General features: G+C 64.6%; 19 protein-coding genes. 11 read left to right on the top strand and 8 right to left on the bottom strand.

Annotated features, from left to right (window positions below; all coding sequences use genetic code 11):
- Nucleotides 1-143: 143 nt before the first annotated feature.
- From AC1DSJ_RS02455 to AC1DSJ_RS02445, 3 genes are all read right to left on the bottom strand, one after another.
- The gene (locus AC1DSJ_RS02455; protein WP_427945333.1) at nucleotides 144-1,457 is read right to left on the bottom strand and encodes a cation:proton antiporter; all 1,314 of its coding nucleotides are present in this window, start codon (nucleotides 1,455-1,457) and stop codon (nucleotides 144-146) included.
- A gap of 129 nt (nucleotides 1,458-1,586) precedes the next feature.
- Nucleotides 1,587-2,870 (bottom strand): AI-2E family transporter, encoded by a 1,284-nt coding sequence (locus tag AC1DSJ_RS02450; protein WP_175169129.1) that lies wholly within the window; start codon nucleotides 2,868-2,870, stop codon nucleotides 1,587-1,589.
- A 91-nt stretch (nucleotides 2,871-2,961) separates the two neighbouring features.
- Complete coding sequence (locus AC1DSJ_RS02445; RefSeq protein WP_175169130.1) at nucleotides 2,962-3,891, bottom strand: LysR family transcriptional regulator; 930 nt, start codon at nucleotides 3,889-3,891, stop codon at nucleotides 2,962-2,964.
- A 194-nt stretch (nucleotides 3,892-4,085) separates the two neighbouring features.
- On the opposite strand from AC1DSJ_RS02445, the gene AC1DSJ_RS02440 reads away from it, so the two are divergent.
- From AC1DSJ_RS02440 to AC1DSJ_RS02410, 7 genes are read left to right on the top strand one after another with little or no spacing between them, the layout of a single operon-like run.
- Nucleotides 4,086-6,233, top strand: coding sequence for a 3-hydroxyacyl-CoA dehydrogenase NAD-binding domain-containing protein (locus tag AC1DSJ_RS02440; protein WP_441370933.1), 2,148 nt, complete (start codon nucleotides 4,086-4,088; stop codon nucleotides 6,231-6,233).
- A gap of 42 nt (nucleotides 6,234-6,275) precedes the next feature.
- A complete protein-coding gene (locus AC1DSJ_RS02435) occupies nucleotides 6,276-7,457 on the top strand; it encodes an acetyl-CoA C-acyltransferase (RefSeq protein ID WP_441370932.1) in 1,182 nt (393 codons plus the stop codon).
- An 8-nt stretch (nucleotides 7,458-7,465) separates the two neighbouring features.
- Nucleotides 7,466-8,662, top strand: a complete 1,197-nt coding sequence (locus AC1DSJ_RS02430) for an acyl-CoA dehydrogenase family protein (RefSeq protein ID WP_427945323.1) — start codon at nucleotides 7,466-7,468, stop codon at nucleotides 8,660-8,662.
- 9 nt (nucleotides 8,663-8,671) lie between these two features.
- A complete protein-coding gene (locus AC1DSJ_RS02425; protein WP_441370931.1) occupies nucleotides 8,672-9,805 on the top strand; it encodes an acyl-CoA dehydrogenase family protein in 1,134 nt (377 codons plus the stop codon).
- A gap of 16 nt (nucleotides 9,806-9,821) precedes the next feature.
- Nucleotides 9,822-11,768, top strand: a complete 1,947-nt coding sequence (locus tag AC1DSJ_RS02420; RefSeq protein WP_441370930.1) for an acyl-CoA synthetase — start codon at nucleotides 9,822-9,824, stop codon at nucleotides 11,766-11,768.
- 42 nt (nucleotides 11,769-11,810) lie between these two features.
- Nucleotides 11,811-12,797, top strand: a complete 987-nt coding sequence (locus AC1DSJ_RS02415; RefSeq protein WP_054421458.1) for a tripartite tricarboxylate transporter substrate binding protein — start codon at nucleotides 11,811-11,813, stop codon at nucleotides 12,795-12,797.
- A gap of 51 nt (nucleotides 12,798-12,848) precedes the next feature.
- Nucleotides 12,849-13,079, top strand: a complete 231-nt coding sequence (locus AC1DSJ_RS02410; protein WP_441370929.1) for a hypothetical protein — start codon at nucleotides 12,849-12,851, stop codon at nucleotides 13,077-13,079.
- 323 nt (nucleotides 13,080-13,402) lie between these two features.
- Here AC1DSJ_RS02410 and AC1DSJ_RS02405 read toward each other — a convergent pair whose 3' ends face one another.
- Entirely contained in the window at nucleotides 13,403-13,906 is a 504-nt protein-coding gene (locus AC1DSJ_RS02405; protein ID WP_441370928.1) for a hypothetical protein, read from the bottom strand.
- A gap of 1,470 nt (nucleotides 13,907-15,376) precedes the next feature.
- A complete protein-coding gene (locus tag AC1DSJ_RS02400; RefSeq protein ID WP_441370927.1) occupies nucleotides 15,377-16,258 on the bottom strand; it encodes a hypothetical protein in 882 nt (293 codons plus the stop codon).
- 360 nt (nucleotides 16,259-16,618) lie between these two features.
- Between AC1DSJ_RS02400 and AC1DSJ_RS02395 the strand changes: the two genes are divergently transcribed.
- Nucleotides 16,619-18,022: a M20/M25/M40 family metallo-hydrolase gene (locus AC1DSJ_RS02395; RefSeq protein WP_441370926.1), complete on the top strand. Its 1,404-nt coding sequence runs from the start codon at nucleotides 16,619-16,621 to the stop codon at nucleotides 18,020-18,022.
- Nucleotides 18,023-18,151: 129 nt separating this feature from the next.
- Entirely contained in the window at nucleotides 18,152-18,838 is a 687-nt protein-coding gene (locus tag AC1DSJ_RS02390) for a GntR family transcriptional regulator (RefSeq protein ID WP_054421454.1), read from the top strand.
- 96 nt (nucleotides 18,839-18,934) lie between these two features.
- Here the strand turns inward: AC1DSJ_RS02390 and AC1DSJ_RS02385 are convergent, their stop codons facing one another.
- Nucleotides 18,935-19,804 (bottom strand): LysR family transcriptional regulator, encoded by an 870-nt coding sequence (locus AC1DSJ_RS02385; RefSeq protein WP_175169139.1) that lies wholly within the window; start codon nucleotides 19,802-19,804, stop codon nucleotides 18,935-18,937.
- A 149-nt stretch (nucleotides 19,805-19,953) separates the two neighbouring features.
- Between AC1DSJ_RS02385 and AC1DSJ_RS02380 the strand changes: the two genes are divergently transcribed.
- Complete coding sequence (locus tag AC1DSJ_RS02380; RefSeq protein WP_441370925.1) at nucleotides 19,954-21,654, top strand: MFS transporter; 1,701 nt, start codon at nucleotides 19,954-19,956, stop codon at nucleotides 21,652-21,654.
- Nucleotides 21,655-21,687: 33 nt separating this feature from the next.
- Here AC1DSJ_RS02380 and AC1DSJ_RS02375 read toward each other — a convergent pair whose 3' ends face one another.
- Nucleotides 21,688-22,971, bottom strand: a complete 1,284-nt coding sequence (locus tag AC1DSJ_RS02375) for a cystathionine gamma-synthase family protein (protein WP_054421452.1) — start codon at nucleotides 22,969-22,971, stop codon at nucleotides 21,688-21,690.
- A 179-nt stretch (nucleotides 22,972-23,150) separates the two neighbouring features.
- Here AC1DSJ_RS02375 and AC1DSJ_RS02370 point away from each other — a divergent pair, with 179 nt between their 5' ends.
- Complete coding sequence (locus AC1DSJ_RS02370) at nucleotides 23,151-23,630, top strand: Lrp/AsnC family transcriptional regulator (protein ID WP_082386936.1); 480 nt, start codon at nucleotides 23,151-23,153, stop codon at nucleotides 23,628-23,630.
- Between the two features lie 66 nt (nucleotides 23,631-23,696).
- Here the strand turns inward: AC1DSJ_RS02370 and AC1DSJ_RS02365 are convergent, their stop codons facing one another.
- Nucleotides 23,697-24,725, bottom strand: a complete 1,029-nt coding sequence (locus tag AC1DSJ_RS02365; protein WP_175169140.1) for a response regulator — start codon at nucleotides 24,723-24,725, stop codon at nucleotides 23,697-23,699.
- Nucleotides 24,726-24,731 lie beyond the last annotated feature (6 nt).

Genomic DNA, 24,731 nt, shown 5'->3' with positions numbered 1-24,731 from the left:
GCAGAGTCGGGCATGAAATATCCGGCGAGGCGATGCGTCAGCATAACAACAGGCGGGGCGGATCGGCGTAAGAGAAGACGCGCGGACGGTGCGATTGAAATGCGCCCGTCCCCGCGACCCCAGGCGCTTGCCGCGCCGGGCCATTACGGCGCACGCGCACCGTGATAGCGCCGCAGCAAGGGTTGCGCCGACACGCCATGCACCAGCACCGACCCCACAATGGCCGCCAGCAGCACCGGCGCCAGGCTCTGCGTCACGCCGCGCGGCGCTTGCTCCATGGCCAGCAGCAGGTAATAGAACGTGCCGACGCCACGGATGCCCAGCCAACCCGCCAGCCCGCGTTGGCGCCTGTCCAGCGTGGACCCCGCCAGCGACAGCAGCACGCTCGCCGGCCGCACCGCCATGAACAACACGGCGATGACGACAAGCGGCATCACGCCCAGCAGGTCGCGCCAGCACGCCGACACCACGCAGCCGATGATCAGCATCAACGCCAGTTCCACAAAGCGTTCCAGCCCGACTGAAATCGCCATCATCGATTCAGCCAGATGCGCGTGGGCCAGCTTGGGGTCTTGCGCGCTTTCCTCCTGCTTGGCGGGCGTCACGTCCTCAACCGCCGCGCGCGGGTTCTGGCTGCCGCCGGTTGCGCGCAGCTCTTGCTGACGCAAGGCCACGCCCGCGCAGAACACCGCCAGAAAGCCATAGCCATGCGCCAGCAGCGTGGCGCCGTAGCACAACGCAATCAGGCCCAACGCCAGAAATTCATCCACCCCCAGCGCATTGCCAAAGCGGATGCGCAACATGGCGATCAGGCGTTCACTGAGCGTGCCCATCAGCCAGCCAATGGCAATGGCCACGGCCACGCCCCAGACGAGTTCGGCGGCCAACGCCCAGGGGTGCAGCAAGCCATCCGGCCCGGCATTGCACAAGGCAATGCCCAGCACCACAAAGGGAAAGGCCGCGCCATCGTTCGCCCCGCCCTCACCTGACAAGGCAAAGCGCAGCGGGTCGTCGTCGCCAGCTTCCAGCGGCCGCAGTTCATTGGCCAGCACCGGGTCGGTGGGCGCCAACGCCGCCGCCAGCAGCACTGCCGGCCCCAGCGCCAGGCCCCAGCCGGCCATGCCCAGCACCGTCATCATGCCGATCGTCAGCAACATGGCGGGCGCAGCCAGCCGCAGCGGCAGGCGCCATAGCGTGTGTCCGCACGCCACGCGCAGGTGCATGCCGATGGCGAACAGCGATACCGGCAGCGCCGCTTCGGTGATCAGCCGCAGCGCATGGCGGTCGTCGTACACGTCCAAGGTCAGCAGGCCCAGGCCTGCCGGGCCAATCACGAAGCCGACAGCCAGGTAGATCATGGCGCCCGTCATCGGCAGCGCGTCGATGAAACGCTTGGCCAGCGCCATCAGCGCGAACAGCGCGCCGATCAGCAGGAACCAGACCGCTTCGATATTCACGTTCACGCTCCGTACGCGGCAATTGGGTGCGGCGACCCTGGGGGTCAAGCCCCGGTGTTATGGCCTGACTTCGCGCCAGGACTTCGCGCCCTGACATCACGCCCGGACATCGCGCCCGGACATCACGCCCTACTCGCCCAGAAACTCCGACACCGCCTCCAGCCCTTCGATGTGGTCCGCCACCACCTTCGCGATGAACGCAATGGGCACCGACAGCAGCGTGCCCCAGATGCCCCACAGCCAGGTGAACAGCAACAGCATCATGAACACCGCCACCGCGTTCATGCGGGCGATGCGGCCAGACATCCAGGTCGTGACCACCACGCCGATCAAGAGCGCAATGGCGACCGAACTACCCGCCACCGCCAGCGCCGGCCCGAGCTCGCCGAACTGCACCAGCGCGGCAATGCCAGTGGCCACCGCCGTCAGCAGCGGGCCGAAGTACGGAATGATGTGCAGCGCGCCAGCCACCACGGCCCAGGTGGCGGCGTTTTCCAGGCCCAACAGCCGAAACACCCCCCAGGACAACAGGCCCAGCACCAGGTTTGTCACCAGCATCATCGCCATGTAGCGGTGAATGGCGCTGTTGATCTGGTCCAGCATGTGCACGCTGATTTTTTTCTGCGACAAGGTCTTGCCCGCCACTTTCACGAACTTGCGCTTGAACGCGTTGCCGGACAACAGCAGGAAGAACACCAGGAACACGCCCATGGTCGCCTGACCCAGAAAGGCGGCCAGGCCCTTGGAGCCCCACAGCAGGATGTCGCTAAGCCCCGAATCGGACTTGGCCACGACCACTTGCCGGCCCGGCGCAATGCCGCCAGTGTCTTGCAGCACGCTGGCCGCGCCTTTGACGCGTTCCATGATCGAGCCATCCCCGCTGGTAAAGCCGCTAAGCGTGCGAGACAACTTCGCAGAGATTTCAGGCAGCGCCTGCACGATGGAGCCCACCTGGCTTTGCGTAGCGTAGACCAGCCCGGTCAGGCCAATAGCCATCACCCCCATCAACACCAGAATGCCCACGGCACGCGGCAAGCGGGCGCGCTCCATCAGCGTGACGGCGGGGTCCAGCGCATAGGCCACGACAATCGCCATCACCACCGGCACGATGAATTCCTGCGCGAGCTTCAACGAAAACAGCACGGCCAGCACCGTCAGCGTGGTCAGGCAGGCGCCGCGCGCCCACACGTGCGTGACGTTGGGCGCAATATCGGGGATCAAGCCGACGTCTTGCGCGGTGACTTTGTCTTCCTTGCCCGCCTCGTCGTTGGACGCGTCCTTGCCCGCCTCGTCGTTGGACGCGTCTTCGTGCACCACGGCGTTGGCCGCCTGGTCCTTCGCGGCCTGTTCCTTGCGCGCGGACGCACGGCTGCCGGCGTCCTCCCCGTGTGGCGTCAAGACCGCCGGCGTCATGCTTTCCATCCTGCCCTCGCATTGAATTGTTCAATGCGCCCAGCAAGTATCGTTCCCGGGTCGGCCAGCCACCCGCCAGCCGCCGCCCCCGTCAGCCCGCCACGGCCAGCAACCCCGCCTGGCCTTCATGCCCGCGCTGGGCGCGTTCCAGAATGAATTCGATCATCATCGAAATGGCGCGCGGATGATGGCGGTTCGGCATGTACAGCATGTACATGCCGCGCCCGAAGATGCTTAAACGCCATTCCGACAGCATCGGCAGCAGTTCGCCGCGCGCAATGTCATCGTGCACCACGTAGTCAGGTACCACGCCCACGCCCAGCCCAGCCCGGATCGCATCCCGCAGGAACGCGTAGTTACGCGAAATGACCGTGGGTTCCAGCACCACATGCTGCCGGGGCTGGCCGCCGTAGTAGGCCGACAGCCGCAAGGGCCGGCCAATGACGGCGGCGCTGATGATCCGGGTTTGCGCCAGATCTTCGGGCCGTTGCGCCAGCCCGTGCGCATCGGCATACGCCGGGGACGCGCAAGCCACATAGCGCACCTGCCCCAGCTCGCGCGCCACCAGATTCTGTGGCGGCTCGGACATGATGCGCACGGCAATATCGACTTCATCGCGCAGCAGGTCGTCCACGCTGTTCTCAAACAGCACGTCCAGCACGATGTCGGGGTACGCCTGCTTGAACTCCAGCAGCCACGGCGTCATCACGAATTGCCCATAGCCGCTGGGCACGCTTAAGCGCACCCGGCCTTGCGGCGTCTTGCCCAGGGTTTCCACGGACTCGCGGGCGGCAACCAGTTCGTCTTGAATGCTGCGGCCATGCTGATACAGCTTCAGGCCGATTTCGGTGGCTTCGATGTGGCGCGTCGTGCGCCGCACCAACTGCATCCCCACCGATCGCTCCAGCTGATTCAGGTGATAGCTGACATTGGCGCGCGTCATTTTCAGTCGGCGCGCGGCCTCGCTCAAATTGCCGGCATCCAGAATTTCCACCAGCAAAGTCAGGGATTTGGTGTCCATGGGGGTCTCCTTGGGCGTGATTGTCAAATTTTCTTATCCGCCGTGTCAATTCTTGATGGCATTGTCAAGAGTTCTTTACTGGGAAAGAATAAAGAAATAAGAGCTGGAAAAAAAAGCTGGAAGAAATAAGAGATGAGCCGTTCCCGGCTCGCCAGGCGCCGCGACGGCGCCCGCCCAACAGGAGACACGCATTCATGACCGACAGCAGCACTGCCGGCGCCGCACACGCGCGCCGTGAAGACGACATCCTGGTCATTACCCTGGACCACCCTCCCGTCAATGCGCTCAGCGCCGATGTGCGCCGCGATCTGGCCCACGCCATCGACGCCGCGCAATCCGACCCGCAAGTGCGCGCCATTCTGCTGGTCGGCGCAGGCAAGAACTTCATCGCGGGCGCCGACATCCGCGAATTCGGCAAACCGCCCAAGCCCCCCGCCCTGCCCGACGTGTGCAATCAGATCGAAGCCAGCGCCAAGCCCGTCGTGGCCGTGCTGCACGGCGCAGCGCTGGGCGGCGGGCTGGAGGTAGCGCTGGCCGCGCACTACCGCGTGGCCTTGCCCAGCGCCAAGCTGGGCTTGCCTGAAGTGAACCTGGGCTTGCTGCCCGGCGCGGGCGGCACGCAGCGCACGCCCCGGCTGATTGGCGCTGCCGCCGCGCTGGACCTGATGCTGTCGGGCAAGCACCTGTCGGCCAACGCGGCAGTGAAGGCCGGCTTGGTCGACACGCTGGCCGATGGCGAAGGTGATGGCGACAGCGCACTGGCCGCTGGCCTGGCCTACACCCGGCAGTTGCTCGCGCAAGGCGCAGGCCCGCGCCGCAGCCGCGACGCCACGGCCGCGTTGGCCGACAAGGCCACCGCGCTGGCGCAAGCCGCGGCGGCCGGCGAACACGTCGCCAAAACGCTGCGCGGCCTGTATTCGCCCGCGAAGATCGTCGAAGCCGTGCGCGCCGCCATCGAACAACCGTTTGACGAAGGCTTGCGCACCGAACGCGCGCTGTTCCTGCAATGCCTGGACAGCCCGCAACGCGCAGGGCTCGTGCATGCCTTTTTCGCGGAACGCGAAACCACCAAGATCCCCGAACTGAAAGCAGCGCGGCCGCGCCGGCTGGACACTATCGGCGTGGTGGGCGGCGGCACGATGGGCGCGGGCATCGCCGTGTCGGTGCTGGACGCGGGGCTGCCGGTGGTGATGGTTGAACAGGACGACGCGGCGTTGGAACGTGGCCGCGGGCGCGTGGCCCAGGTGTACGACCTGCTCGTCAAGAAAGGCCGCATCACGCAGGAAGAGCGCGACGCCCGGCTGTCGCGGCTGACGGGCGCCACGACCTACGACGCCCTGGACAACGCCGACCTGATCATCGAAGCCGTGTTCGAAGACATGGACGTGAAGCTGGCCGTCTTCGCGCAGCTGGACCGGGTGGCCAAGCCCGGCGCGGTGCTCGCCACCAACACGTCTTACCTGGACGTGAACCGCATCGCCTCGGCCACGCGCGGGCCGGCCGATGTGCTGGGCCTGCACTTCTTCTCGCCCGCCAACATCATGAAGTTGCTGGAAATCGTGGTGGGCGAACACACGTCGCCCGAAACGGTGGCCACCGGTTTCGAGCTGGCGCGCAAGCTGCGCAAAACGCCCGTGCGGGCGGGCGTATGCGACGGCTTTATCGGCAACCGCATCCTTGCCGTGCATCGCCAGGCGGCAGACATGATGATGGAAGACGGCGCATCGCCCTACGACATCGACGCAGCAGTGCGCGAATTCGGCTACCCCATGGGCCCGTATCAAATGGCGGACCTGGCGGGCGGCGACATCGGCTGGGCCACGCGCAAGCGCCGCGCCGCCACGCGCGACCCGGCATTGCGCTACGTGCAAATTCCCGACCGCCTGTGCGAACGCGGCTGGTTCGGCCAAAAGACCGGCCGGGGCTTTTATCTGTATGCCGATGGCGCACGCGTTGGCACGCCCGACCCGGAAGTGCTGGCCATCATCGACGAAGAACGCCGCCGCGCGGGCGTCACCCCGCGCCCGTTCACGCAGGAAGACATCCAGCGCCGCTATCTGGCCGCCATGATCAACGAAGCCGCCAACGTGCTGCACCAGGGCATTGCGCTGCGCCCGTCGGACGTGGACGTGGTGTTTCTGTCCGGCTACGGCTTTCCGCGCTATCGCGGCGGCCCGATGCACTACGCCGACAGCGTGGGCCTGGACCGCGTGCTGGCCGACATCCGCAGCTACGCGAAGGAAGACCCGGCGTTCTGGAAACCGTCGCCGCTGCTCGTGCAGCTGGCCGAATCGGGCCGCAACTTCGCCAGCCTGAATCAGGCTGCAACTTCGCCAGCTTGAACCAGGCTGCCTGATCCCACCTTTTCATTACCGGACATCCTCATGCGCGAAGCCGTTATCGTCTCTACCGCCCGCACCCCCATCACCAAGGCGGGGCGCGGCGAATTCAACCTGATCGCCGGCCCCACGCTGGCCGGCCACGCCGTGCGCGCCGCCGTTGACCGCGCCGGCATTGACCCCGCCCTGATCGAAGACGCCTTCATCGGCTGCGGCTACCCCGAAGGCGCCACGGGCCGCAATATCGGCCGCCAGGCCGTCATCCGCGCCGGCCTGCCGGTGAGCGTCGGCGGCGCCACCATCAACCGCTATTGCGCGTCGGGCCTGCAAGCCATTGCGTCCGCCGCCAGCCACATCGTGATGGACGGCGCGCCCGCCGTCATCGCGGGCGGCGTTGAGCTGGTCTCGCAAATCCGCACCCGCGACGATGGCGTCAGCGGCATGGACCCGTGGATACTCGCCAACAAGCCCGAGCTCTACTTGCCGATGATCGAAACGGCGGACATCGTGGCCGCCCGCTACGGCATCAGCCGCGAAGCGCAAGACCGCTTCGCAGCGCTTAGCCAGGCCCGCACCGAAGCCGCCCAAGCCGCCGGCCGCTACCGCGAAGAGATCATCGCCGTCACCACCACCATGTCCGTCACTGACCGCGCCACCGGCGCCGTCAGCGAGCGCGAAGTCACGGTCGACAAAGACACCTGCAACCGCCCCGGCACCACCTACGAGGCCCTGGCGGGCCTTGCCCCGGTACGCGGCGAGGGCCAGTTCGTCACGGCGGGCAATGCCTCGCAGCTGTCAGACGGCGCGGCGGCCTGCGTGCTGATGGAAGCCGCCGAAGCCCAACGCGCCGGCATCCGCCCGCTGGGCGCGTTCCGTGGCCTGGCCATCGCCGGATGCGAACCCGACGAAATGGGCATCGGCCCCGTCTACGCCGTGCCCAAGCTGCTGGCGCGCCACGGCTTGAAGGTCGAAGACATTGACCTCTGGGAATTGAACGAAGCGTTTGCGTCGCAAGCCCTGTATTGCCAGGAAAAGCTGGGCATCCCCATGGACCGCCTGAACGTGGACGGCGGCTCCATTGCGCTGGGCCATCCGTTTGGCGTGACCGGCGCGCGCCTGGCAGGCCATGTGCTGATCGAAGGCCGCCGCCGTGGCGCCCGCTATGCCGTCGTCACGATGTGCATTGGCGGCGGCATGGGCGCGGCCGGCCTGTTTGAAATCTACTAAGGACCGACATGGACTTGGAATTCACCCCTGAAGAAAACGCCTTCCGCGACGAAGTGCGCGCCTTCCTGGCGGCCAAGCTGCCGTCGCGCCTGTCTGACAAGGTCGCGCAAGGCAAGCTGCTGACGCGTGACGACATGGTCGAATGGCACGCCATCCTGAACCAGCACGGCTGGCTGGCCAGCCACTGGCCCGTGGAATACGGCGGCACCGGCTGGACCACCACGCAGAAATACATCTTCGACAACGAATGCGCGCTGGCCGCCGCGCCCCGCATCGTGCCCTTCGGGCTGAGCATGCTGGGCCCGGTGCTGATCAAGTACGGCAACGAAGCGCAGCGCCGCCACTGGCTGCCGCGCATCCTGGACGGCAGCGACTGGTGGTGCCAGGGCTATTCCGAACCCGGCGCGGGTTCCGACCTGGCCTCCGTCAAGACCACCGCCGTGCGCGATGGCGACAGCTACATCGTCAACGGCCAGAAAACCTGGACCACACTGGGCCAGTACGCCAACATGATTTTCTGCCTGGTGCGGACCTCGCAAGAAGGCCGGCGCCAGGAAGGCATCAGCTTCCTGCTGGTCGACATGAACAGCCCGGGCGTGGAAGTGCGCCCGATCATCACGCTGGACGGCGAACACGAAGTCAACGAAGTGTTCTTCTCGGACGTGCGCGTACCGGTTGAAAACCTGGTGGGCGAAGAGAACCGCGGCTGGACTTGCGCCAAGTACCTGCTGACCTATGAACGCACCAACATCGCAGGCGTGGGCCAGTCCACCGCCGCCTTGGAACGCCTGAAGGCCGTGGCCGCCAAGCAGAAGAAGCATGGCCGCCCGCTGGCCGAAGATCCGGATTTTGCGGCCCGCATGGCGCGCGTCGAAATCGAACTGGCCAACATGCGCACCACCAATCTGCGGGTGGTGGCGGCTGTGGCGGGCGGTGGCGCGCCCGGCGCGGAAAGCTCGATGCTGAAGATACGCGGCACGCAGATCCGCCAGGAAATCACGGCGCTGCAACGCCGCGCCATGGGGCCGTACGCGCGCCCCTTCGTGCCGGAAGCGCTGCACGATGGCTACGACGCCCCGCCCATCGGGCCGGAAGGCGCCGAGAGCGCCGCCGCGCAGTACTTCAACAACCGCAAGCTGTCGATCTTCGGCGGCTCCAATGAAATCCAGAAGAACATCATCTCGAAGATGATCCTGGGACTGTAAGGGCCGGCCATGAACTTTGAACACACCGAAGACCGGCGCATGCTGTCAGACATGCTGCGCCGCTTTGTCAGCGAGCAATACGACTTCGCCACCCGCGAACGCCACGCGCAATCGCCGCAAGGCTACAGCGTGGAATTCTGGCGCCGCTATGCCGAACTCGGCGCCATCGGCGCCTTGTTCACCGAGGCCGATGGCGGGCTGGGCGGCGCGGGCTTTGATATCTCGGTCGTCTTTGAGGCGCTGGGCCGGGGGCTGGTGGTCGAACCCTTCCTGGACGCGCTGATGGTCGGCAGCGCCATTGCCGCCGCCGGCACGCCCGCGCAACGCGAAGCGCTGGACGGCTTGATCGCAGGCGGCATTACCGCCGCGCTGGCGCAGGGCGAACCCGATTCCGGCTACGACCTGAACCAGGTGCGCACGCGCGCCGAACGCGCAGGCGACGGTTGGGTGATCAACGGCGCCAAGGCCGTCGTCACGGCGGGCGAACATGCCGACTTGTTCCTGGTGTCTGCCCGCAGCGCCGGCGCGGAAGACGACGAAGCCGGCATCAGCCTGTTCCTGGTCAGCGCCGGCACGCCGGGCCTGTCGGTGCGCGGCTACGGCTTGATCGACGGCGGACGCGCCGCTGAACTCACGTTCGATAACGTCAAGCTCGGCCCTGACGCGCTCTTGGGCGAGGCCGGCGCGGGCTACTCCGTGCTGGAACGCGCCGTGGGCCGGGGCATCCTGGCGCTGTGCTCGGAAGCCGTGGGCGCAATGGATTGCGCGCGCGACGCCACGCTGGAATACCTGCGCACGCGCCGCCAGTTCGGCACGCCCATCGGCAGCTTCCAGGCCTTGCAACACCGCATGGCGGACGTGCTGCTGGAAATCGAACAAGCGCGATCCGCCGTCATCAACGCCGCCGCCGCCCTTGACCACCCTGACCGCGCCACCCGCGAACGCGCGCTGTCCGCCGCCAAGACCACCATCGGCCGCATCGGCACGCTGGTGGCCGAAGAAAGCATCCAGCTGCACGGCGGCATCGGCATGACGTGGGAGCTGCCGCTGGCGCATTACGCCAAGCGCCTTGTCATGATCGACCACCAACTGGGCGACGAAGACCACCACCTGCGCCGCTACATCGCGCTGGGGCAGGCGTAAGCGGAGGGCTACGGACATGACGCTGGTCTACGCCGCCCCGCCCTTGTCGCGCCCGTTCTCGGCGCCGTTCCCGGTGCGCAGCGCCGCCGACGTGCAGCGGCTGGCTGCGCGCCCCTTGGCGGAAACGCTGACGGTGCAAAGCACTTACGAGATCTTCCGCAATTCCGCGGCCGCCTTTGGCGACAAGACCGCGCTGACCTTTCTGCGCACGGCCGACCCCGCTGACGACGCGCTGCACTGGAGCTACCGCGAACTGCTGGCGGGCATCCACCAGACCGCCAATCTGTTGCACGACCTGGGCGTGCGGGCGGGCGACGCCATCGGCGTGATGCTGCCGGGCTGTCTGGAATATCACCTGGCGTTGTGGGGCGGTGAAGCCGCTGGCATCGTCCAGCCGCTGAACCCGCTGCTGTCGGAAGACAAGCTCGCGTCGCTGATGACGACCGCGCGCGCCAAGGTACTGATCGCCTATGGGTCGGACGCCGAATGCGGCACGTGGTCCAAGGCCGTGCGCCTGCGCGAGCGCGTGCCCACCTTGCAGACCTTGCTGCGCGTGGCCCCGCTGGACGAACCGCTGTCGGAACGCCCTGCGCTGCCCGACTACGCGCTGGACTTCAACGCCAACCGTTCGGCGCAACCGGCCGACCGCCTGGTTAGCGAACGCGTGATCCGCGCAAACGACGTCGCCGCGTACTTTCACACGGGCGGCACGACGGGCGCCCCCAAGCTTGCCATACACACCCACGCCAACCAGGTGTTCACGGCCTGGGCCGCCGTGCAATTGCAAAACGCCGGGCCTGACGACGTGGTCATCAACGGCTACCCCTTGTTCCATGTGGCGGGCGTGCTGCCCGCCTCGCTAGCCGCGTTGTCAGCGGGCGTGGAAACCGTCATCCCCACCACCTTGCTGCTGCGCAACCGCGACGTGCTGCGCAACTACTGGCGGCTGGTTGAGAAGCACCGCGCGACGTCCTTGCAAGGCGTGCCGACCATTCTGGCGGCGCTGGCCGACATCCCGCTGGCGGGCGCCGATATCTCGACGCTGCGCTACTGCCGCACGGGCGCGGCGCCCTTGCCCGCCGAATTGGCCGCGCGCTTCAAGCGCCTGTTCGGGCTGCATGTGAACGAAAGCCTGGGCATGACCGAAATGGCGGGCATTTCGTCGATCACCCCGCCCGGCTCGGAATTCCCCGTGAACTGCGTGGGCTACCCCTTGCCCTATGTGCAGGTGCGCATCGTCGGCCTGGACATCCCGGCGGGCGAAGCCGCGCGTGACTTGCCGGCTGGCACGGCGGGCATGGTGCTGTTCAAGGCGCCGAACGTGATCCCGGGCTTTCTCGACCCCGACGACACCGCGCGCGCCTTCACCGAAGACGGCTGGCTGATCAGCGGCGACGTCGGTTTCCTGGACGCCGAAGGCCGGCTGCATTTGCAGGGCCGCGCCAAGGACCTGATCATTCGCGGCGGCCACAACATCGATCCCAAGACCATCGAAGACGCGTTGGCGTCGCACCCCGCCGTGCAACTGTGCGCCGCCGTCGGCGCGCCGGACGCGTATGCGGGCGAGCTGCCCGTGGCGTTCGTGACGCTGGCAGAAGGCGCGCAGGCAACCGAAGCCGAACTCGTCGCCTATGCCGCCGCGCACGTGGACGAAGGGCCGGCGCGGCCCAAGCGCGTCATCGTGCTGGACGCGATGCCCATGACCAACGTGGGCAAGATCTACAAACCTGATTTGCGCCGCCTGGCCACCGCCGTATCGGTGCAGGCCGTGGTGGCGCGCACCCTGCACGCGGCCGGGCTTCTCGAAGACAGCGATGTCTTCCGAGTGCTGGCCGATGCGCAACCGGATGTCGCCGTCGAAGCGGCGCCGGGTGCATCCGCGCCGCTGAAGGAGCAGCTGCGCGAGGCTTTGTCGCGCTTGCCGGTGAAGGTCGCGTTACGCGACGCGCCGGCAGCCGAATGACGTTTCAACACCAACCATAACAACACCCTGGAGACAACCCTCATGCCCAAGATGCCTATGCGCCGCGCCTGCCTGGGCGCCCTGCTGCTGGCCGCCGCAGGCGCCGCCCTACCGCTGTCCGCCAGCGCGCAAGCCGCGTTTCCCACCAAGCCCATCACGCTGATCGTGCCCTTCCCCGCAGGCGGTTCCACCGACCGCCACCTGCGCATCGTGGCGCAGGACGCGTCCAAATACCTGGGCCAGCCGGTCATCGTGGAAAACCGTCCCGGTGCGGGCGGCACGCTAGGCACGGCCACCATGGCGCGCACCGCCAAGCCCGACGGCTACACCATCGCGCTCTACACGCTGGCCATGCTACGCATGCCCTACATGCAGAAAAGCAGCTGGGACCCGATCAACGATTTCAGCTTCATCATCGGCTTGTCCGGCTACACCTTCGGCTTCACCGTGCGCTCGGACTCGCCGTACAAGACCTTCAATGAATACATCGAAGCGGCACGCAAGGCGCCGGGCACGATCGATTACGGCTCTACCGGCATTGGCTCGTCGCCGCATTTGCTGATCGAAGAAATCGCCATCAACGCCAAGGTCAAGCTGAACCACGTGCCGTTCAAGGGCAATGCCGACATGCAGCAAGCGCTGCTGGGCGGCCACGTCATGGCGCAAAGCGACGCAACGGGTTGGGATCAGTTTGTGGACTCCGGCAAGATGCGCCTGCTGGTCACCTTCGGCGACAAGCGCACCACGCGCTGGCCCGACGTGCCCACCGCGCAAGAGCTTGGCTACAAGGTTGTGTCCACGTCGCCTTACGGCCTGGCCGGCCCCAAGGGCATGGACCCGGCCGTCGTGAAGACGCTGCACGATGCGTTCAAGAAAGCGCTGTTCGACCCGGCCAGCATCGACGTCATGAACCAGCTGAACCAGCAGCCGGCGTACCGCAACAGCCAGGACTACAAGGAATGGGCGCAGGCGACGTACGTGAAGGAAAAGGGGCTGATTGAGTATCTGGGGCTGATGGCGAAGGACTAAGGCACAGGCTAAAGCGCGGGCGAAGGCTCAGACTCGCCCGCCGCTTGCCGAATGGTCTGGAAGCAGATTTCCCGCGTGATACGCGTGGCCGGGCTGATGCTGCGGCTATCTACCGAAACAACAGCGCAGATACCGGGCGACGAGATCGATCGCACCCAGAATGAGGCCTTCTTGCGCATGCTCGCGGGCAGCGTGCGCTCGCTGTTGTCCCGCGGCGAGGAGCGCGACGATGATCAGCCACCCGCAGGCGTAGAAACGCGAGACAAAGAGACAGGGAGCTGATAATGATGGTCGATTTGGACTCCGTTCCCGACTTCGAATTGGGCTCAAACGCCAGGACACTGGCACCACCCGCCTGGAGAATGAACTGTGTAGGTGAGCGCCCACCCGCATTCACGGATGAATGGATTCAAGTCCAGTTCAACGACGAGCGGGTAACGCCCGATCATCCTAGTCACATCTGGGACACGAGACGAGCTGATGACGAGCACTTCGCCGTGTTCTACCGGGCGGGCGGACCCGGCCTCGGGTCGGCCAGTGCACTCAGACGCGAACCCGGCGGGCATTGCGACGAAGGGGCCGGAGGTCGGTTCCTTGTACAGAACTCATTGCTTTGCAATTTTTGCAGCGCATGTGCTAGCCATGCCAATTAGCTCATCATCGCTAAACACCCGCTGCGTGGACACGATCACGTCAAGTTTTTGCCATCCGCGCGCGTTCAAATCCTTGTCTGGTCCCCGGGCCCAAACGTTGAAGCACACGGCGCTCGCTCGGTCGCGGTCAGGTGAATAGTGTGGTCCGTTCCAACCATTATTTGATCCGGCCGCACTGCGGCTGGCCGCCTTTGCGTCTGTAATAACCCGGCCCTTTGGCGCCGGATAGCAGACCTGAGCCTCACAGGTGTGGGCTCGGAAACCCTGGTAGTTCCACTCCAATACCGCTTCAGTGCCGCTAGTCGTGCATCCCTGATCGGAAATCACAGGCTCCGTCTTCACCTCTCTCAATTCGGCAACTTTCGCTTTCATGCAGGCTTCCATACTTTCCGCGAGTGCCTGTAGCGGAGTGAGCGCCAGCACTGCACAACCGATCCTAAACGCGTTCTTTCGCATTTTTGCTCTCCTTTGATGTTTCTAGACGCATTTCTTAACCACCACAGAAAATTACTTCTTTGCGACGGCGCACTTCGCCACCATTGGAGCCCTCTCGGCATCGCCGAAGGCTTCGTTCCGTCGTAACCATCACACTGATTTTGTGGTCACCAATTTGAGTTGGGACTTTCGGGCCGCTTGCTGAAACGTCGAAACACACCCGAGTAGGGCTCTCTTGTTTTGGGACAAAATGCGAGCCGCTGTACGTCGATGCTGAAGCCGATGGCGTAGTGGTCTCCGTCCACGCTTTAGTGATAATCCGCTTCGGCGGGGCTTCGTATCACACTCGGGCGCTGTATGAATAGATTCTGAGACCCACAAGAACGTCGAGCAGAGTAGCCACAGTTGTGCATCCCTTGTCCTTGATAACCAATTCGCTTTTGTACCCCCGTAACACGGGATCATTTGCTCCCACACACGCCGCCATTTCAATGGGCTGGCTAGCAGTCGGCAGGACATAGCAGGCAGGTGATCGCAGTCCTGACCGCGTAAGTCCGCAATTCCGTTATCCGAAAACGCTAACCGACACGCGCCCGAATGTCAGTCTTCAAACTAGAATCAGGTTACGGGAACTTGCCGAATCGCGCATACCCACATTTGGGTATGGAGTGTGGGATCGTGCCGACGCGACTTATACCGGCCCACTTTAATGGGGCCAAATGTGCAGCCATTGTTAGACTCTAAAGGACGCCGAACTGCTACTGGCAAAGCTCGGCGTGCGCGACAAGCCCCCATTCGGTAAATTCGACATGGCTCCACGCTACCAGGGTGCCTTTGTCAGCCGGTCGCTGGAGCATTACGCAGGTGAGGAGGCGGTACCTGTGCGTGAGGTAGGCGCCGGCCGTTGGTGCCTCATAAATGGTATGACGAAGGCGAGCCGCTTGGATAAGGCAGGCTTCCGCCGCACGAATCCACTTCGCGACAATGGGGCGAGTGAAGCCGTGTCGGCGGCTGGAGTCATTTAGCTCGAAGCGTCCGAGGAGTCGAAAGGGCTTGGAGGCGGCAGGGACTCGGTTCGATCGGTGGCACGGCGAAGTGTTCTCGAACGATGTGATCTACGCCAACAAATTCGCAATCTCAGCTTGCAACGCTAAGCGTTTATTAAAATTTATCGTATTACCGACGACCCCACTTTTTCTCATGCACCCGTGCCGATTATGATGGGTGCCCAAGCGGTGGCGGCCTACATCGCAAGTGAGATGCCCCGTATCAACGGAATTCGAGTCTGGAAGAGGGATGGCTGGTACTGGAAAGTCGCGCCTGGCACATTAATCAATCGTTGTGTCGAGGATCGGCCGTTCGTCGGCGAAAGACTGGCGGCAGAAAGCGGATGCTAAAGGCGGCAACGTGCCGACGGCTAGAGGATAAGGATTAACGTCAGCATTTCAGCCTGCAGAATCCGGTAATAGGACACTAGGCTTCTCGAAGGTCTTAACCGGGCTTTCGGTCGTTGAAGGTGCCGGTCATCTTCCAGGTCGTTGCGACGTGGTCTCGGAAATTGCCCCCAAGGTCCAAGCCAGCCTTCTCCAGTTTTACCTTCAACCCTGCGTTGATGTTGTGATCTTCGTCGTAGGTAATGGCCAGGGAGAAGGTGCGCATTCCGCGCTTAAGTCGCCCTTCGGCGACCTCCTGCCACATGCGCTCGTGGGCATACCAATGTAAATTCTCGGGCAACGCGGGCGCGTGGTCGTTCTCGTAGGTCGCTTGATACGCCAAATTGGAAGAAGAGGTCGAGGTGCAGCCGGCTTCGGCACCCACATCGACACCACCACCCTGCGCTGTCAGATTGGCGCTAAAGGTCTTGTCCCATCCTTGAACATGCTCGATCGAAATGCTCGTCGCGCCAAGGCTTGTGAGAAGCCTGTTTGCCTCGCCGACCTTATCCTCGAAGACCTTGCGGTGAAAATTGGCGACCGGGTAGAAGCGGCTGTCGACACACGGATGGGCAGCGTAGACGGTTCCCAAGATCGGATGGCTAGGTTGCATCTCTAGATTCTTGGCTTCGGTGAAGCTAACCTGCTGAATGTTCAGGCCGCCTTCGCGCGCAGTTTTCCAAGAGTCGTAGACGTGTTTAAAGGCGGCCACAGCAACGGCGCTCGCCGCCCTTACCAGTTGATTCCTTCCCGGAATGACCAACGACACCGCGACCATCCCGAGTTCAAGCACGTTCCAGTCAGAGAGCATTTCGCCAAGCTGTGAAGACGAGGCCTTGCGAGAGGCGGCCACGACCTCATCCGGCTGGACAATGATCAGTCTGCGACCGCCAGGCTCCAGGTCAAACGGTTTGCCATTGGCTTGGTTGGATGTAGGCACCTCTCGACTCCGTGATTTCGGCAAGCGCCAATGTATCGAAAATTTTCCAAACTTGCAGGGAACATCGTCCAAGGCGACCCTAATCGGGTGGCGAAGGCGCCCGGGATGCGCCGCACGGCGCACCACGGAGATTCAGGACAGCCATGTTGATAGGCGGCAGGTTGAGAATAGGCATGGGCTCACGGGCAATGTGGGAAAGCGGGGTTTTGGGCTTTCCGGGCGCGCCCTTGGCGAGAAACTTAGGAAATCCGTATATGACGGGCAAGAGTTTCCGGTGCAGCGCAGCAGCTTTCGCGGCGAGTGAGTTCCCAATCGTCCTCCCCGCGCTTCTCCACGCCCCTTTCCCCCACTCGAAGCTCCATGTCCGATTCCCTTGACCCGGTGTTGACCCACCTGGCCGCCCGCCAGCCGCAGATCGAAGCGTGGTTGAAGACCTTTCTGCGCATTCCGAGCGTCAGCGCCGACCCGGCCTACGCCGGCTCGATGGAAGACGCCCGCCGCTTTCTGTGCGAGAGGCTGCGCGCGGAAGGCCTGCAACAGGTGCAGTTGCTGGATGGCGGCGGCGAAGCCGCGGTGTATGGCGAATGGATGGGCGCGCCCGGCCGGCCCACGTTGCTGATCTATGGCCATTACGACGTCCAGCCCGCCGACCCCGTTGAACGCTGGCGCACGCCCCCCTTTGAACCCACGCAAGACGGCGACCGCCTCTACGGGCGCGGCACGTCGGACGTCAAAGGGTCCACCACGGTGGCGCTGGAAGTCGTGTTCGCCTACCTGGCGACGCTGCGCGCCTGCCCGGTCAACATCAAGGTCTTCATCGAAGGCGAAGAGGAAACGGGCAGCCCCACCCTGCGCCCGTTGATTGACCGCTACCGCAGCCTGTTGACGGCAGACGCCGTGCTGTCCGCCGACGGCGGCCGCGCCAGCGCCCAGACGCCCACCATCAACACCGGCGCCCGCGGACATGCGGCGCTGGAAATCAAGCTGCGCACCGCCGCCAAAGACCTGCATTCCGGCCGTTATGACGGCGGCGTCCGGAACGCGCTGCATGAGATGGCCGCGCTGCTGGCCTCGCTGCACGCGGACAATGGCAGCGTCGCCGTGGCGGGTTTTCACGACGGCGCCGAACCGCCCACGCCCCGCCAGCGCCAGGACACCGCCGCCTTTCCCTATGACGAAGCCGCCTTCTTCACCGATGTGGGCGGCGCGTCGCATGGCGAGCCCGGCTACCGCCCGCGCGAACGCATCACCTTGCGCCCCGCGCTGGACGTGAACGGCATGTGGGGCGGCTACACCGGCGCAGGCACCAAAACCATCATCCCGTGTGAAGCCCAGGCCAAACTGACCGTGCGCATCGTCGAAGGCCAGGACCCGGCGCACGTGATTCAGTCGGTGCTGACGCATCTGCAACGCCATTGCCCGGCCGGCGTCGGCCTGGACGTGGTGGCGATGAATGCCGGCTCGCCTGCCGCCACGCTTGCCGCCTGCCACCCCTTGGTGACGGCCGCCGAAGCCGTGCTGCAATCGCCCGGCGGCCCCAAGCCGATTCATGTGCGGCTAGGCGCCAGCGTGCCCATCACGTCTGTGTTCAAAGAGATGCTGGGCATCGACACCCTGATGTTTGGCTTCAATCTTCCCGACGAAGACGTGCATGCGCCCAACGAGTTCTTCCGGCTGTCGTCCATCCGGGATGGGGTGCAGGCGTGGACAAAGTTGCTGGATGCGCTGGGGCGTTTTGAGCCGGCGGCGTTTCACCGCAGCTAGGGCGCGGGGCAGGCAGGCCGGCTTGAATCCAAGATTTGTATTCAAAAAATGTTTGTCTTTCCTGTTCGGCTTTTTGATAGACTGGCTGCCCGATTGGTTTTTCCCTCCCGGCAGCCGCTGCCGCGCCCCATGACCCAGGAAGTTCAGCCAGACCCCAGCGCCGACGATATCGCCCGCGAAGTGGCCGCCGCCATCGTGGCCCACAAGCTGCCCCCCGGCACCCGGCTGCGCGAAGAAGCGCTGGCGCGCGTCTATAAGGTCAGCCGCACGAAGATCCGCGCGGCGTTGCTGATGCTGTCCAAAGACAAGCTGATCAACATCGTGCCCGACAAGGGCGCCTTCGTCAGCAAGCCGGACGCAAACGAAGCACGCGAGGTCTACGCCGTGCGCCGCATTCTGGAAGCGGCGCTGGCCAAGGAATTCGTGGCCCGCGCCACCGCCGCCGACTACCGCCGCATTGACGCCCATCTGGCCGAAGAACGCGCGGCGCTGGAAAGCGGCGACGTCCAGAAACGCAACCACCTGCTGGGCCATTTCCATATTCTGCTGGCGGAAGCCGTGGGCAATTCCGTGCTGACGGGCATGCTGCGCGAGCTGTCCGCGCGCAGCGCCGTCATCACCGTGCTGTACCAAAGCTCGCACGACGCCAGTTGCTCGTCGCAAGAGCACCACGCCTTCATCGAAGCCGCCCGCGCGGGCGACACGGAACGCGCCTGCGCGTTGATGGACGAACACCTGGAACACGTCCAGACGGCGCTGAACTTCACCGACGACAGCCAGGCGGGCGGCGATCTGGTCACCGCGTTGCTGAGCTGATCGCCCGCTTTCGTTGTCCTGCTTTCGTTGTCCCGCTTTCGTTGTCCCGCTTTCGTTTTCCCGCTTTCGTTTTCCCGTTTCAGTCTTCCTGATCCCTCACGCCCGCAGCAGTTGCCCCATGCGCTGCTGCAACCAAAGCTCAGTGGCGCTGGGCGTTGCGCCTTGCAGCCATAGCGTTCGCACAGACAGCATCGGCAGCGCCAGGCCCGCGCACGGCACCCGCGCAAGCGTCGTGCGAAAGCTCTCGTACTCGGCAATGTTCAACGGCAGAATCGCCCAGCCCAGGCCGTCGGCCACCATGCCAGCGATGCTGTAGAAGCTGTCGGTGCGCCATACCGTGGGGCTGAGCACCACGTCGTCCACCCCATCCATCTGCATCACCAGTTGCCGGTAGTGCGCAAGGTCGGTACGCGTGACCTCGGCCAGCGCCGCCAACGGGTGCCGCGCCGCCACGAACACCGCTTGCGCCACATTGCCCAAGTACCGGTGCGCGAAGGCGCTGCCCGGGTCGCCCCGGTCAAAATGAAAAGCGATGCTGGCGCGGCCTTGCTGCACGTAGTCGGCCACTTCGGTCGCGGTGCCGTTCAGCTGCGTCAATTCCAGGGCGGGAAAGCGCTCGGCCAGCTCCCGCACCAACGCGCCCAGCACCTGATACGGCAAGGCTTCATCCAGCGCAATCGACAGCCGCGCATCTTGCCCCGCCGCAAACGACAACGCCCGCTGGTCCAGCCCGCCTGCCTGGCGCAGGAGCTCGCGCGCCTCTTGCAGCAGCACTTCGCCCGCGGGGGTCAGCGTGGCGTTTCGGCGCGAGCGGTCGAACAATTCCACGCCCAAATCCGCTTCCAGCAAGCCCACCGAGGTGCTGACGGCCGACTGCGCGCGGCCCAGGCTGCGGGCAGCCGCCGAGAACGAACCGGCGTCCGCCGCCGCGACGAAATGCCGGATTTGATCCAGGGTCCATTGCATAAAGCCTCCTTTTATCCATCTATTTTATAGATGGAATCAAACTTTTTACGGCAACAAACCAGATAGATAATGCGGCCTTGCAACCGGTGGGCCTGCTGGAGAGCACATCTTCCAGCGCCCGCCGGTTGTGGAATTCAAGGAGTAGAACTATGCAGCGGACTCATTCGAACGCTGTCGCCACGGCCGATCCGCGCCGTTGGCTGGTGCTGGGCATTGTGTCCATCGCCTTGTTGTTGATCGTGGTGGACATGACGGTGCTGTACACCGCCCTGCCCCGTCTCACGCATGATTTGGGGGTCTCGGCGTCGGCCAAGCTGTGGATCGTGAACGTGTACGCCTTGGTGGTGTCCGGCCTGTTGCTGGGCATGGGCACCCTGGGCGACCGCCTGGGCCACAAGCGCCTGTTCATGATGGGGCTGGCCGTGTTCGGCGTGGCCTCGCTGGCTGCCGCCTATTCACCCGGCGCCGCCGCCTTGATCGCCGCGCGCGTGCTGCTGGCGTTGGGCGCGGCCATGATGATGCCGGCCACGCTGTCCATCATCCGCCTTACCTTCGCCAACGAGCGCGAACGCTCGGTGGCCATCGGCATCTGGGCCTCGGTCGCCTCGGGCGGCGCGGCGCTGGGGCCGGTCATTGGCGGCGTGCTGCTGGAGCATTTCTGGTGGGGCTCGGTCTTCCTCATCAACGTGCCCATCGTGCTGCTGGCGCTGCCGCTGGCCTGGCGCTTCATTCCCGCCAGCCGTCCGAACGCCGAACGCCCCTGGGACTTGGTGGGTTCGCTGCAAGTCATGGTGGGCCTGATCTTGTGCGCCTACGCGCTGAAAGAGCTGGGCAAAGCGACAACCTCTTGGCTGCATGCCGGTGTGGGCTGCGTGGCGGGCGTGGCGATGCTGACCTGGTTCGTGCGCCGCCAGCGCAGCCGCCCGTATCCGCTGATCGACTTTTCCATCTTCCGCAACGCCACCTTCAGTTCGGGCGTGGCCGCCGCGCTGTTCGCGGGCGCCGCTTTATTCGGCATGGAGCTCGTATTCAGCCAGCGCCTGCAACTGGTGATGGGCATGTCGCCGATTCAAGCCGCGCTGTTCATCCTGCCCTTGCCGCTGGCCGCCTTCGTGGCGGGCCCGCTGGCGGGCTGGCTGCTGGGATACATACGTGGCCCGCGCCTGATGTTCGTGGCGCTGGCCGTAGCGGGCGCCGGCATGGGCGGCTATCTGCTGAGCTATGACGGCAGCGTCATGCCGCAGATGATCAGCCTGAGCGTGCTGGGCGTGGGCATTGGCGCCACCATGACGGCGGCCTCCAGCTCCATCATGCAAAGCGCCACGCCGGAACGCGCGGGCATGGCGGCGTCAATTGAAGAGGTGTCTTACGAGCTGGGCGGCGCGTTGGGCGTGACGCTGATGGGCTCGATCCTGACCGGCGTGTACGCGCAAACGCTTGCCGTGCCAGAAGGCGTGGACGGCATCGTGCGCGACAGCCTGGACGACGCGCTGATCGTGGCGGAAAGCCTGCCAGCCGATCTGGCCGCCGCGCTGACGCACGTGGCCAAGACGGCATTCGACACCGGCTACGCCGCCGTCATCGCCACGGCGACGGTGATGCTGCTGGCCACCGCGGGGTTCGTGCTGCTGAACCGCTCACGGCGGCCGGCGCCGGAGTCGGGGTCGGGGTCGGCACAAAATCCGGCTTCGGCGGCGGCGTCGGCGGCGGCGGCGTCGGCGTCGGCGTCAGCTTCGGCGTCAGCTTCGGCGTCGGCGTCGGCTTCGGCTTCGGCTTCGGCTTCGGCTTCGGCTTCGGGATCGGCTTCAGCGTCGGCTCCGGCTCCGGCTTCGGCTGTCACGTCAGCCTAGGCTTCCACCCCCGCCACATAAGCGCCGCACCCGTCAGCGCCCGCGGAAGGCGTGGTCCATATCGGCGATCAGGTCTTCCTCGTGCTCCAGCCCGATCGAGATGCGAATCAGCCCTTCTGACACGCCCGCCGCATCGCGCTCGGCCGCTGGCACACCCGAGTGCGTGGTGGACGCCGGGTGGCACACCAGCGATTCCGTGCCGCCCAGGCTGACCGCCGACTTGAACAGATGCAACGCATTGATCAGGCGGAACGCGCGCTCGCGGCCGCCTTCCACCACGAAGGCGAACGTGGAACCCGGCCCCGTGCATTGCCGCTTGTAGACCTCTTGATACGTGCGGTCGGTGATCATCTCGGGGTGAAAGATCTGCACCTTTTCATACGGATTGCCGGCCAGCCACTGCGCCACCTTGGTCGCCGTGCGCGCCGCCTGCTTCATGCGCAGCACCACCGTTTCCATTGACCGCGTGATCATCCAGCACGAATGCGGGTCCAGCTGCGAGCCAAACGCGCTGCGGATACCGCGCACCTTCTTGATCAGCTCCTTCGAACCCGTGACGGCGCCCGCCACCAGGTCACTGTGGCCGCCCACATACTTCGTCAGCGAATAGACCGACAAGTCCACGCCGTGCTCGGCAGGCTTCTGGAAGATCGGGCCCAGCAGCGTGTTGTCGCACACCGAGACCGGGCGATAGCCGTGACGCGTCTCGAAGGCGTCCAGCTCGTTCTTCATGGCTTCGAAATCGATCAGCGCGTTGGTGGGGTTGGCGGGCGTTTCCACATAGAAAACACGCACCGGGCCTTTGGCGGCGGCCGCTTCCAGCGCCGCGCGCATGTGTTTGGGCGACAAGCCATCCTGGATGGGATGCGAGCCAATCCCCCATTCCGGAAAGATCTTGGCAATCAGCGTTTCAGTGCCGCCATACAAGGGCAACGACTGCACCAGTTGATCGCCAGGGCGCAGGAACGCCATCAATACCGCGCTGATCGCCGCCATGCCGCTTGCCGTCACGGCGGCCGCTTCCGAACCATCCAGCAACGCCAGCCGGTCTTCAACGATTTCCAGGTTGGGATGGTTGAAACGGCTATACACCAGACCCGCCGTTTCGCCCTGCGGCAAGGGCTTGCGGCCCGACACCAGATCAAAGAATTCCGCGCCATCTTCGGCCGACCGGAACGCAAACGTCGACGTCAGGAATACCGGCGGCTTGACCGCGCCTTCCGACAGGAACGGGTCGTAGCCGTAAGACATCATCTGCGTTTCCGCATGCAGGGGCCGGCCGAAAATATCTTTCTTGTGATAAGTCGAATACGTCATGGTGTGCCTCTTTCTCTGGGGGTCCAGCCGATCGGGCAGGCGCGTCTCACAGGGTTTGACAATAGCGCCGGCCGCCTCGGAATGTATTGCAGTATGGGCGCAGGCTAGGCCAATTTTCTTTCCAAATCGTCCACAAGACCGCGATAATGTGAAACGTTATTTCCCACCAGAACCAATTTATGAAAGACACTGCCTTGTTACATCAACTTGACGCGATCGATTGGAAAATCATGAAAATCCTTCAAGAAGATGGGCGGTTGAGCAATGCGGAACTGGCCGAGCGCGTATCGCTGTCGGCCTCGCCTTGCTGGAAAAGGTTGAAACGGCTGGAGACCTCGGGCGTCATCCGCGGCTATCAGGCCATTCTGGACCGCCGCGCGCTAGGCATGGGGGTGGTGGCGTTCGTCAGCATCTCGCTGGAAAACCACACCGAAAAGTTGTGCCACGCCTTCGAAGCGGCGATAGCCGCCATGCCCGAAGTGCTGGCCTGCCACAACACAACCGGGCAGCACGATTACCTGCTGCACATCGTGGCGCGCGACTTCGATGCGTATTCGGAATTTGTACGCAACCGCTTGCGCACCTTGCCTGGCGTGAAGGAATTGCTCAGCACGCTGTCGATGCACGAAGTGAAGTCATCGACCAAGCTGCATCTGTAACGTCGGCCATGCCACAGCGGTAGTGCCGGCCATGCCACAGCGCCGCAGCTGGCGCTGTACTGCGGCTTATTCCGTCGCCGCCGGTATCTGCCCTGGCACGACACGGTTGCGGCCCAGGCGCTTGGCCTGATAGAGGCCGCGGTCAGCCACTTGGATCAGATCGGTGCAAGGTTGCGCCTCAGCCGGAATGGCCGTCGCCGTGCCGATGCTGACGGTCAGCCACGGGCCAGAGCCCGTGTCTTTCTGCGGAATCTGCATCGCTTCCACCGCGCGGCGCAGCTTCTCGGCCGCCAAACGCGCGCTGCCGGCCGGCGTGCCGGGCAACACCAGCGCAAACTCTTCGCCGCCAAAGCGTGCCGCCAAATCTGTTGAACGGTCGCAGCTGGCGAAGATGGTGTTGGCGACGCGCTTCAACGCTTCGTCGCCCGCGATGTGGCCATAGGTGTCGTTGTAGGCCTTGAAGTGGTCGACATCGATCATCAGCATGCTGATCTCGCGGCCATCGCGGCGCGCGCGCATCCATTCCGCGTTGAGGTATTCGTCGAAATAACGGCGGTTGCCCAAGCCAGTAAGCCCGTCGGAATTGGTCAGCCGGCGCAATTCCATATTGCTTTCCAGCAGCTGCTGCTGGCTTTGACGCAGTGCTTGATAGGCCTCGTCGCGTTGCACCAGCGCCAGATACGAACGCGAGTGGTAGCGAATGCGCGCCACCAGCTCAATGGAATCGGGCAGCTTCACCAGGTAATCGTTGGCGCCCGCCGCAAAGGCGGCGCTCTTGATGGCGGGGTCTTCCTTGGTGGACAGCACGATGATGGGGATATCGCGCGTGACCGGATGGTTGCGGTATTCCTGCACGAGGCTCAAGCCGTCCACGCCCGGCAGCACCAGGTCTTGCAGAATGACGGTGGGCCGCGTTTGAATCGCTACCGTCAGCGCCTTGTAGGGGTCCGAGCAGTAGTGAAAATCAATGTTCCCTTCCGTCGCCAGCGCCCGCCGGATCGCCTCGCCCACCATGACCTGATCGTCAACAAGCAGCACCATGGCCGCGTGCGAGTTCAGGTCCGCGGAGGCCGAGCTGTCTATGGGAGGGTGCATAGTCAT

The sequence above is a fragment of the Achromobacter sp. 01N37 genome (assembly GCF_056399725.1).
The sequence above is the reverse complement of the archived record's forward strand: the minus strand, read 5'-3'. Positions and strand labels throughout refer to the sequence as shown.